General features: G+C 33.8%; 8 protein-coding genes. 6 read left to right on the plus strand and 2 right to left on the minus strand.

From position 1 onward, the window contains the following. Positions 1-9: 9 nt before the first annotated feature. The 5 genes from VGE71_RS10235 (at position 10) to VGE71_RS10255 (ending at position 9,204) form a co-directional block, all read left to right on the plus strand. Complete coding sequence (locus VGE71_RS10235) at positions 10-1,641, plus strand: RagB/SusD family nutrient uptake outer membrane protein (protein WP_331138244.1); 1,632 nt, start codon at positions 10-12, stop codon at positions 1,639-1,641. Between the two features lie 32 nt (positions 1,642-1,673). Next, positions 1,674-3,044, plus strand: a complete 1,371-nt coding sequence (locus VGE71_RS10240; protein WP_331138245.1) for a glycan-binding surface protein — start codon at positions 1,674-1,676, stop codon at positions 3,042-3,044. A 15-nt stretch (positions 3,045-3,059) separates the two neighbouring features. After that, positions 3,060-5,267 (plus strand): endo-1,4-beta-xylanase, encoded by a 2,208-nt coding sequence (locus VGE71_RS10245; protein WP_331138246.1) that lies wholly within the window; start codon positions 3,060-3,062, stop codon positions 5,265-5,267. A 241-nt stretch (positions 5,268-5,508) separates the two neighbouring features. Next, positions 5,509-7,131 carry a DUF5597 domain-containing protein gene (locus VGE71_RS10250; protein WP_331138247.1) on the plus strand — a complete coding sequence of 541 codons (1,623 nt, stop codon included), beginning with the start codon at positions 5,509-5,511 and terminating at the stop codon, positions 7,129-7,131. Positions 7,132-7,296: 165 nt separating this feature from the next. Further along, positions 7,297-9,204: a sialate O-acetylesterase gene (locus tag VGE71_RS10255; protein ID WP_331138248.1), complete on the plus strand. Its 1,908-nt coding sequence runs from the start codon at positions 7,297-7,299 to the stop codon at positions 9,202-9,204. A gap of 195 nt (positions 9,205-9,399) precedes the next feature. On the opposite strand, the gene VGE71_RS10260 is transcribed toward VGE71_RS10255, so the two are convergent. Further along, the gene (locus VGE71_RS10260) at positions 9,400-10,275 is read right to left on the minus strand and encodes a LysR substrate-binding domain-containing protein (RefSeq protein ID WP_331138249.1); all 876 of its coding nucleotides are present in this window, start codon (positions 10,273-10,275) and stop codon (positions 9,400-9,402) included. A gap of 103 nt (positions 10,276-10,378) precedes the next feature. Here VGE71_RS10260 and VGE71_RS10265 point away from each other — a divergent pair, with 103 nt between their 5' ends. After that, a complete protein-coding gene (locus tag VGE71_RS10265) occupies positions 10,379-11,134 on the plus strand; it encodes an MBL fold metallo-hydrolase (protein WP_331138250.1) in 756 nt (251 codons plus the stop codon). 117 nt (positions 11,135-11,251) lie between these two features. Here VGE71_RS10265 and VGE71_RS10270 read toward each other — a convergent pair. Then, positions 11,252-11,808 (minus strand): RNA polymerase sigma-70 factor (locus VGE71_RS10270; protein WP_331138251.1); only part of this gene is annotated, 557 nt, incomplete at its 5' end.

Below are 11,808 nucleotides of genomic sequence, written 5' to 3' on the forward strand. Positions count from 1 at the left end.
AACTGCACAATGAAAACAAAGAAAATATTTTACACGGCTTTAATTATTGCATTGCCATTTGTTTGGACGAGTTGCAGCGACATTTTAGACGTTGAACCAAATGATGTAATTACAAAAGAAAACTTTTATAAATCGGAGTCTGATTTTCAGGCTGCAACTGGACCATTGTACAATAAAGTATGGTTCGATTTTAATGATAAATTTTACTATGGTCTAGGAGACGGACGCGCTGCAAATATGTATGCTCCATTTTCAGATTATGTGTATCCATTTACAGATTTAACAGAAACAGGATTAACAGGACCATTAGTGTCAGCTTGGGGATCTTTGTATAATGTGGTACAGCAATCAAATAATGTGATTATTGGGATTTCAGGAAGTACATTAAATGATGCAATTAAAAACAGATACATTGCCGAAGCTCGTTTTATGAGAGGAACAGCCTATTGGTATTTGGCTTCTTTATGGGGAGATGTTATTATCTCAACAGACCCAAGAGAATTGGTTAAAAATCCAATTGTGAATAAAAATCCAATGAAAGATGTTTACGAATTCTCGATTCGTGATTTAGAATTTGCAGCAAAATATCTTCCAGAAACTGCTGGTCAAGCAGGACGTTTAACAAGATATAGTGCATTCGGAATGCTGTCTCGCGTTTACTTGTCATTTTCAGGAGTAAGCGACAATCCAAACAGCGGAACTCGCAATCAAGCATATCTTGATTTAGCTAAAAAAGCGGCAGAAAAAGTAATGAGTTCTGGACCATACGCTTTAATGACAAATTATGAAGATTTATTCATGATTGACAATAATAACAATACCGAATCAATGTTTGCACTGCAATGGGTTCCAAACGGAGATTATGGAGTAAACAATACCCAACAAGCTTATTTTGCATTAGGTTCTGATATTACAGGAGACGATGCCGCTTGGGGATATTGGACAAGAGCTTCTTATAATGTTTTGCAAGAATATGAGTCAAAGGATCTTCGTCGTAAAGCAACTTGGATGGGGAACAAAGATCATTATGCCTCTATTAATAAAGCAAATGGAGGTTATACAGTTGATCATGGAAATGATTTCTTAACCGTTAAAAAAGGAGTTGTAGGTTCTACAAAAGATAATGCTAAAATTACTCGTATGAACTCTGCTTTAAATACTTACATGTTACGTCTTGGAGAAGTTTATTTAAATTATGCAGAAGCTGCTTTAGGAAATAATGCCTCTACAGCAGATGCAACAGCAATTTCGGTTGTAAACAGACTTCGCACACGTGCAGGTTTAGATCCAAAAACTACTTTGACTTATGCTGATATTATTCACGAAAGAAGAGTAGAATTATGTATGGAAGGGCAATACTGGTACGATTTGGTTCGTAGAGCATACTACAAACAACAAGAAGTAATTAATTATGTAACAGGACAAAACAGAGGAGTTATCACTCCAATTTTGTATGACACAGCAACAAATACAGTAACTGTAGATGCTTCAAAAAGTACGAGTCCACGAGCTATTGGTGTAATAGATGCTACAATTTTCACGCTTCCTTATCCGGAGTCTGAATTAGTTCAGAATCCGTTATTAAGAGAAAATCCTGTACCATATGAGTTTAAAGAAGAGAAAATTAAAGACTTATTCTAGTTTCAGAAATAAAAAAACTTAAAGACATAAATATGAAATATATTTTAAATAAAAAGTATTGGGCACCTATCGCACTTTTAAGTATGATGGTTTTGGGTATGCTGTTTACTTCTTGTGATAATAATGATTCAGAAGGAGGTACAATTACAATTACAAAGGTGTTTTTAGAAGATGTAAATTCAACTGTTCCAGATCGTGAAGTTAATTTTGCTCGATTAGGACAATTATTACGTATCGAAGGTTCAGGATTTACAGGCTTGAAAAAAGTGTACATTAATGGATATTCAACTTACTTTAATGTGGTTTTTGTATCTAATAATTCAATGCTGGTAAGCGTTTCTGCAGATACTCCAATTTCAGATGCAGATCCGTCAGTACGAAATACAATTCGTTTTGTAAACGATTCTCACGAAGTAACATTTCCATTTCAAATTCGTGCTGGAAAACCGGCTATTACTAGTATTTCCAATACACTTCCAAATGCAGGAGAAAAGATTACAATTTATGGAACGGGGCTGACAGAAGTTAGTAAAGTAATTTTTCCAGGAAATGTAGAGGTTACATCTGGAATTACTTCAGATGAAGATGGTGAAATGTTTACTGTTGTAGTACCAGCCGGAATTTCAGATTTAGGCGGATCAATCTATGCAGAAACATCAAATGGAGGAGTTTATTCTCCAAAATATTTCAATTTCAAAAAAGGAATTATTTTAGATTTTGACGGAATAGGACAACACAGTTTTTGGGGAACACCGCCAGCTACAGGAATGATTTTGGGAACTGATATAGAATCGGCTTCTATAGGAACTGGAAATATTTCTCATGGCAAATATGTACCGCATCGTCCCTCTCGTCTCACATCAATCGCAGCAGCAACAGGAAGAGCTACAGAAGTTTGGACAGGAGGAACTGGTGTTGATAACTGGAGAGCACAATTAACACCTTATATTCCGGCAACGACACCACTTGACAAAGTAGCATTTCAATTTGATATCTATGTTCCAGATGCTTGGAAAGATTCTGGATATTTAAAAATATGTACCATCAATAATTTTAATGCAGGAACATGGTCTGGCGGAGTTTACAATTACATTCCGTGGCTTGTTGATGGAAAATCTGTCGCTTTTCAAACTACTGGATGGACAACAATTACAATTCCATTGAATAAGTTTTATCAATGGTCTAAAGAAGCTGCTACGTTTGAAACTGTTTTGACGTATCGTGAAACGGCAACTTATCAAAACTTTGGGATTTGGTTCGAAAATGCAGATGTAAAAATGAAAGACGTTCTAGGTACTGCAAGCGAAGTAGAATTTCCTTCAAAAGCAACTTCTGTAAAAGTGTATACAGACAACTGGAGAATTGTACCATTGGATACACCAGTTTACAATGATTTTAACTAACTCAACCACCACAAAATGAAATCAAAATATATTATACCAATAATTGCTTCATCATTAATGATTTTATCATCCTGCGATGATAATTTGATGGAGTGGAAAAAAGACCCAGAACACGGAGCTGTAACAGGAGCAGAACTTCCTTTAGCTTTAGTAGAAAAAATTAGCCGTTATGAGCCATTAAAAAATTATTCAGATTTTGTTTTAGGAAACGGAATCGGAATCAGTTTATACATGAGTGATGCAGCTTATAGAAAAATCGTAAACGAAAACTTTGATGAGGTTACACCAGGTTACGAAATGAAACATGCTGCAATGGTAAATTCCAAAGGAGAAATTAATTTTACGAATGTAGATGCTTTCATTGCAGCAACAAAAAGCGCCGGATTAACAGTTTTTGGACATACTTTAATTTGGCATTCTAATCAAAATGCAAGTTATTTGAATGGGATTATTGCACCAACAGTAATTCCAGGTTCAAGTGGAACAAATGTTTTAGATTTAGCTCCTCTTAAAAATGGAACATTTACAGGCTGGGCAAGAAATAATCCAGGCAAAGGAATCACAACGGTTGCAAATGCAGGATTGACTAGTACTTCTCCAGCGATTCAATTGGCATCTAGTGCAACTTCTTCTCAAGCGTACAATTTACAGCTTACATCTCCAAACGTACCAATTGTGACGGGACATAATTATGAAGTTTCATTTTATATTAAGTCAGATATAGCAGGAAAAGGACGTATTTCTTTCGGAAACACTTTAAACAATCAATATCCTTATAAAGATTGGTACAATAATGGGAACAATGGAGAAGCTTTTGCTACAACCTCATCTTGGCAGCAGGTTAAAATTAAATTAGTGCCAGGAGATTTTAAAACAGGGAGTACCGCGTTTCAGTTTAATTTAGATTTAGGATATCTTCCAAACGTAACGTATTTAATAGATGCTAATACTTTGGCAGTTGTTGATTTGGATGCGGCTACAGGACCTGTAAACTTAGTTGCTAACGGAACATTTAATTCTGGAATAACAGGATGGACCAGAGCCAATGGAGCTGCAGATGCTTTAAGTGCTGCAACAGGAGCTGCAAATGTTTATGAGGGAAGCGGCGCTATGAAAGTAGTAAATGCTACATCTGATGCATCAAATCAATGGAAAACTCAAATTCAAACCACTTTTACTTCTGCATTGGTAGCTGGAAAAAGTTATACGATTTCTTACATGATTCGTTCTGAGGCTGCAGGTTCTGTAAGATGTTCAACAACTCCATCAAGTTTAGCAAGTTATCAAGGTGATCAGGCTACTTCTACAACTTGGAAATTAATTGAATGGAAAATCACGGCAAAAGGTGGCGAAACAGGTTTTGGTTTCGATTTAGGCGGTGCGGCAGGAACTTATTATATTGACAATGTTTTAGTAACAGACGGAACTTCTTCTGGAGGTGGTGCTACAGCTCCAATCACAATCGAAAAAACAGATGCAGAAAAAACAAAGATTATAGGTGATGCGATGACCGATTGGATTTCTAAAATGATGACACATTATAAAACAGGCGTTTTTGCATGGGATGTGGTAAATGAACCAATGAAAGAAGATGGAACTTTAAGAAACGGTACAGAAGGAGATACGGCATCGGATTATTTCTCATGGGTGAAATATCTTGGAAAAGATTACGCTGTAAAAGCATTCAAATTGGCACGTCAATACGGAAATGCTACAGACAAACTTTTCATTAATGATTATAATCTGGAATCAAGATTAGATAAATGTGACGGAATTATCGAATATGTGAAATATATTGAAAGTCAAGGCGCTAAAGTTGACGGAATCGGAACACAAATGCATATTGGTTTAACTACAGATAAAGATAAAATTGTTCAGATGTTCCAAAAATTAGCGGCATCAGGAAAACTAATTAAAATTTCGGAGTTAGACGTAAGATTAGGAACGGCAACACCAACAGTTGCACAACAAGCATCACAGGCAGAAATGTATCAATACGTAATCGATATGTACAAAAAATACATTCCTGTAGCACAGCAATATGGTATCACAATTTGGGGCGTTTCTGATAACGCCAAAGAACATGAATATTGGCTTCCAAATGAATCCCCTAACCTTTGGGATGCCAATTATGTTCGTAAGCATGCTTACAAAGGTACTGCAGACGGGCTTGCAGGAAAAGATGTAAGTTTAGGATTCTCGGGTGAGTTAGTAAAACCGTAAATAGTTTAAAAAACTGTTGAGTTTCAGAAAAGCTTTGTCAAGGTTTTAAACTTTGACAAAGCTGCTTTGTTTAGTTGTAACCCGTTGAATGGAACAGAAGGAAAAGTTTTTGAATTAACAAATAAAATCTAATTTAATCTGCTAAAATCTGCGCAGATCTGCGTGAAATACTTTTTACATATAGATTTTTACGCAGATTTAAAAAGATTAAAGCAGATACAAACAGATTAAAATAAAAAATATGTTTACTATTCTAAAAAATACATTTCTTTTAATCACAATTTTGGCAACACAATTTATCTGGAGTCAAAACCTACCTCATCTTCAAAAAAAAGGGAATAAAACCCAATTAGTCGTAAATCAGAAGCCATTTTTGATACGCGGGGGAGAATTAGGAAATTCTTCTGCAACCAGTATGGAAAGCATGGAAACGATTTGGACAAAGTTAACAGACATGAACCTGAATACCGTTCTAACACCTGTTTATTGGGAATTGATAGAACCAGAAGAAGGAAAATTTGATTTTAAATTAGTAGATGATTTAATTTTAAGAGCAAGAAAAGAAAATTTAAAATTGGTTTTTCTATGGTTTGGATCATGGAAAAACAGTATGTCTAGTCACGCTCCAGCTTGGGTAAAATTAAATCAGAAAAAATATCCAAGAGTTAAAGATGATAAAAACAAAAGTCATGAAATCTTAACGCTTTTTAGCGAAAATAATCTGCAAGCTGATTTAAATGCTTTTAAGAAACTGATGACTCACATTAAAGATTTTGATCAAAAAGAACAGACCGTTATCATGATTCAGGTTGAAAATGAAATCGGAATGTTGCCGACAGCTCGTGATTATCATACTTTGGCAAATGAAGCTTTTCAAAAAGAAGTTCCAAAAGAATTGATTCAATATGTACAAAAAAACAAACAAAATCTAGTTCCCGAATTTTTTGAAATCTGGAAAAAAAACGGATTTAAAACTTCTGGAAATTGGGAACAAATTTTTGGGAAAGGATTACATACTGATGAAATTTTTATGGCTTGGTATTTTTCAAAATTTACCAATCAAATTGCCAAAGCAGGAAAAGACGTTTATCCAATTCCGATGTTTGTCAATGCGGCTTTAAATGCACCAGAAAAAAAGCCAGGACAATATCCAAGTGCGGGACCGTTGCCCCACATTATGGACGTTTGGAAAGCAGCGGGAAATTCGATCGACTTTTTGGCTCCGGATTTTTATAATCCGTCTTTTAAACAATGGAATGATTTATTTACTCGTCAGGGTGATCCATTATTTATTCCAGAACACCGTTTTGATGAAACAGCACCTTTCAAAGGCTTATATGCCATCGGACATTATGAAGCCATTGGGTTTTCGCCATTTTCGATAGAATCTGTTGCTGATGCTAAAAAAGAACCACTTGGTAAAATCTATGATTTGGTAAAACAATTAACTCCAACTATTGAAGCTAATAAAGGACAAGGAAAAATCGATGGCGTTTTAGTAGACAAAGAAAATAATACACAAATTATAAAAATGGGTGATTATGAATTTACATTTAAACACGATTATACCTTAAATTGGTCTGACGGAGCAAAAGCAGATTCTTGGCCCATGTCGAGTGCTATTATTATAGAAATTGCAAAAGACGAATTTTATATTGCCGGTTCTGGAATTGTAGTAACCTTTAAGTCTTTAAAAGAAAAACTAAACGCTGGAATTCTAAAAACAGATCAAGGAATATTTGAAAATGAAAAATGGAAAACCATCAGACATTTCAATGGAGATCAAACCCATCAAGGAAGACATTTACGAATTTCAGTGGGGGATTACGAAATCCAAAAAATAAAATTATATACTTATGAATAGGATTTTTTTCTGCCACGAATTCACTAATTTTTCTGATGCCTACTTTGTGGTTAATTATTCAAATTAAACGAATTTAATTTGTGAAATTAGATTTTTAGAGATAAAGTAATGAATAAAAAAATTCGTGAATTCGTGGCGAAAAAAAATTGCAAAAAATAAACTACAATGAAGAAAGTATTAATAGTTTTTCTAATAACCCTTAGCATCAATGCTCAAATAAAACTTCCGAGATTAATCAGTGACGGAATGGTTTTACAGCGCGACACCAAAGTCAATATTTGGGGATGGGCATCGCCAAATGAGAATGTTGAACTGGATTTTAAAGGAAAAAAATACAAAACCACAACATCAGAAGAAGGAAAATGGTCTATCCAACTTCCATCACAAAAAGCAGGTGGTCCATTTGAGATGACTATAAAAGCGAGCAATACAATTGTTCTGAAAAATATTCTTTTCGGAGACGTTTGGCTGTGTTCGGGACAATCGAATATGGAACTTCCTATGGACAGACTAAAAGATAAATACAAAGAAGTTATTGCTAAATCTGAAAATCCCAACATTAGACAATTTTTAGTTCCTGATGAATATTATTTTGAGAAAGAAAGAAATGATTTTTCGTCAGGCGAATGGATTTCAGCAAATCCAGCCAGCGTTTTACAATTTACGGGTGTTGGTTATTTTTTCGCTACAGAAATTTATGAAAAGTATAAAATTCCAATTGGACTAATTAATAGTGCTTTGGGTGGTTCGCCAGCAGAATCATGGATTAACGAAGAAGGAGTTAAAAAGTTTCCAGATTATTATCAGGAATATTTAAAATTTAAAGACGGAAAACTCGAAAAACAAATCGATGAAAATGATCGAAAAGTAAGTTCAGATTGGTACAAAATGCTGAATCAAACAGATTTGGGTTTAAAAAATAAATGGAGAAATTCTACTAATATTTCCGATTGGAAGACAATGAATATTCCGGGTTACTGGGCCGATAGTGAACTCGGAAATACAAACGGTTCGGTTTGGTTTAAAAAAGAATTTACACTGGAAAAGATTAAAGAAAATCAGGCAAAAATCATTTTAGGAAGAATTGTCGATGCCGATTCAGTTTTTGTAAATGGAAATTTTGTGGGAACTACTTCGTATCAATATCCGCCAAGAATTTATTCTTTCAACAGTGCTATTTTAAAAGAAGGAAAAAACGAAATTACGGTTCGTGTAATCAATAATTCTGGAAGAGGCGGTTTTGTAACTGACAAACCTTATGAACTAATTATCGATAATAAAACAATCGATTTAAAAGGAAGCTGGAAATACAAATTAGGTTCAAAAATGCAACCACTTCCTGGACAAACATTTGTGCGCTGGAAACCAGTCGGACTTTATAATGCCATGATTGCGCCTTTAAAAAAATATTCATTAAAAGGAGTTTTGTGGTATCAAGGCGAATCAAATACCAAAAAGCCATCCGAATATTTTGATTTAATGAAAACCTTAATTGAAACATGGCGTACTCAGTTAAATCAGGAAAAATTGCCATTTCTTGTGGTTCAATTAACCAATTATATGGATCCGAAATTGGAACCTGTAGAAAGCAGTTGGGCTGCTTTGAGACAGCAGCAATCCAATCTGCTAAAAATTGACAATACAGGATTGGCAGTTACCATAGATTTAGGAGAATGGAATGATATTCATCCTTTAAACAAATATGATGTAGGAAGAAGATTGGCATTACAGGCAAGAAAATTAGTTTACGGAGAAAAGAAATTAATTGCTTCAGGCCCTTTGTTTAAATCAATGCAAAGAAAAGAAAATCAGCTTGTTTTGAGTTTTGATAACATTGGTTCGGGTTTAATAAGTAAAAGTGGTAATACGTTAAATGGTTTTGCGATTGCAGGACAGGACGGAAAATTTGTTTGGGCAAAAGCAACCATTGAGGGCGATAAAATTATAATTTGGAATAATGAAATTAGAAATCCGATAAAGGTTCGTTACGCTTGGGCAGATAATCCAGATACGGCTAATTTATATAACAAAGAAAATTTGCCTGCTTCGCCTTTTGAGGCACAGTTGAACTAAAAATTTAACACATAGAAACATAGCTTTTCTTTGAGTACAAAGGCGTTAAGCTTGTTTAAATGCACATAGTTTTATGTTTTAGAAACGAGTTTCGTTATATGTTTTTTATAAATCTATGATTCTATGTATTGAAAATTAAACGGATAGTAGCTTTGTCAAAGTTTCGAACTTTGACAAAGCTTTTAAAAGAAAAAATTATTTCAAATTATCCATAAGTGTTTTCAAAAATGCAATAACCGCTTTTTTTTCATAAACTTCTTTTAGAGAAATAAGCATTGCAGTACGAGTCATATTTTCTCCTTTTATTGGAATGGCGTGTAAATCTTTTTCGTTTTCAATTGTTGTTTTGGTTAGGATTGTATGCCATTTTCCTGTTTTAATTAATTCTAATAAAGTTGGAATATCATTGATTTCAATAGTAACTTTCGGATTGAGACGGTCTTTCTTAAAAGCCTTATTGATAAATTGGGTTGTACTGAAACCATTCGATGGAAGTGCAAGTGGTAAAGAACTAACTTCGCTCAGCGAAATACTTTTTTTATTTTTTAAAGAAGTTTCGGCTGAGGTCACCAAAGCCATTGGAGACGTAAACAATTCTCTATATTTGAAATGGGCTTCAGAAGCAATTTCTTCAAAAGTTAGAATGACATCTAGTTCAAAATGATTTAGTTTTTGAATTAATTCCTGCGAAGTTCCAAAGACAATCTCAAATTGAATTTTTGGAAATTCAGAACTAAAAACGATTAAAGCTTTTGTCACCACATGGCGCAATGCATAAGTAACACCAATAGCCACTTTTCCAGTTTCGAGATTGTTCAGGTCTTTTAAAAGTTCAAATCCATCTGTCGCTTTATTGACTGATTGTTGGGCGTACACTGAAAATAAATCTCCCGCTTCTGTGAGCGTAATCCGTTTTCCAATTCTATTAAAAAGAGGAACCTGAAGTTCGTCTTCCAATTGTTTAATTTGTTGCGATAAAGTGCTTTGGCTAATAAAAAGTGCTGTTGCAGCTTCGGTAAAATTGAGTAATTCTTTTGCCTTTAGAAAATATTTTAGCTGTCTGAGTTCCATTTCTAAATCGGTTTTATCGATTGATTTTATCGAAAAATAAGGTTTTACAAATATAGAAATTCTTAAGAACTTTGCTGTGTTGTAAAATTAGAAGCAAAACAAAATGGAAATTATAGCTTTACAAGAAGGAAATTATATTGTCAATTCAAAAAAAGAATTTCAGCTTTTAGAAGAGAATACAACCGAATTAGGTTTAAAAATGGCCATTCAGCCTTTTGTCGTTATTACAGATAATGATGTTATTTTAATAGATTTCGGTTTAGGATTTGTCAATAACGGAGTTCCGTTTATTTACGAAATGCTTAGAAAAAACAATATCGAACCACAGCAGATTACCAAAATTCTGGTTTCGCATCTTCATAAAGATCATATTGAAGGAATCGGTTATTTTGAAAATGGTCAATTCGTTCAAAATTTCCCAAATACGAAGATTTACATTCAAGAACGAGAAATAGATTTCGCTTTAGAACAATTACAAAATCCGTCGTATGTTCCTGAAATATTAAATCAGCTGAAAAAATTACCAAATGTTGAATTATTAAATGAAGACAGCGGTCATATAACCGACGAAATTTACTTTGAAGTTACAGCGGGACATACCAAGTTTCAACAAGTATTTTGGATTAAGGCCGATAACGAAATTGTTTTTTATGGAGCAGATGATTTGCCTCAAAAAAGATATTTAAAAATTCCTGTTGCCTATAAAACAGATTTCGACGGAAAGCGTGCAATGGAATCTCGTAAAAAATGGGAGCAGCAGGCAAAAGATGAAAATTGGAAAGTACTTTTGTACCATGATATGAAGACGCCAGTTTTAGATTTTGCAGAGGAAAGAATTAAAATGGAAGAAGCAAGTTGATATAAAAGAAACAAGAAAAAAGACTCTGTAGAAGCAAGAGGCAAGATTACTATTGTGTTTGAAAAATAGAGGAAAGTTATCGGACTTGTTAATACTTTAAAACAATAAAAGGAAAATTCAGATTAAATTATTTAGTCTGAATTTTTTTTTAGCCGAAAATAATAGAAACAAAACACTTTTCACTTTTTCTTCCAATGAAGAGCGGAGTAGAGAAAAAGCTTTTGTGATTTGAGCCTCAACAGTTTTTATAGAAACATCCAAATGTTCTGCAATTTCAATATTGGTCAAACCTTCTTTTTTACTCAAAACAAAAACTTCCTTGCATTTTGGAGGTAGATTCTGAATTTCTTTATTCACAGCATTTAAAACTCTCTGAAAAGCTTCTGAATCTTCTTCTTGAACAATTCCGTTTAAAGCATCATAATAGGATTTTTCTAAGGAAAATAAGGACTGATTTTTTCTGTACAAATCAATAAACTCATTATAAGTTAATTTGTATAGAAAACTTTTTAAAGAATGATCAGATTTCAATCTCGTACGCTGTTCCCATACTTTGATAAAAACATTTTGCACAATATCTTCTGCACTGTAAATATTCTTAACCAGACTGTTAGCGTAAACACAAAGTTTATGATGATAGGTGTCAATTAAATAGGTATAAGCCATTTCATCTC

Origin of the sequence: Flavobacterium sp. (genome assembly GCF_036405015.1) — a bacterium.
GTDB lineage: Bacteria > Bacteroidota > Bacteroidia > Flavobacteriales > Flavobacteriaceae > Flavobacterium.

Coding starts and splice junctions, on each gene's coding strand:
- VGE71_RS10235 (WP_331138244.1), top strand. CDS start 10: ATGAAAACAAAGAAAATATTTTACACGGCTTTAATTATTGCATTGCCA.
- VGE71_RS10240 (WP_331138245.1), top strand. CDS start 1,674: ATGAAATATATTTTAAATAAAAAGTATTGGGCACCTATCGCACTTTTA.
- VGE71_RS10245 (WP_331138246.1), top strand. CDS start 3,060: ATGAAATCAAAATATATTATACCAATAATTGCTTCATCATTAATGATT.
- VGE71_RS10250 (WP_331138247.1), top strand. CDS start 5,509: ATGTTTACTATTCTAAAAAATACATTTCTTTTAATCACAATTTTGGCA.
- VGE71_RS10255 (WP_331138248.1), top strand. CDS start 7,297: ATGAAGAAAGTATTAATAGTTTTTCTAATAACCCTTAGCATCAATGCT.
- VGE71_RS10260 (WP_331138249.1), bottom strand. CDS start 10,275: ATGGAACTCAGACAGCTAAAATATTTTCTAAAGGCAAAAGAATTACTC.
- VGE71_RS10265 (WP_331138250.1), top strand. CDS start 10,379: ATGGAAATTATAGCTTTACAAGAAGGAAATTATATTGTCAATTCAAAA.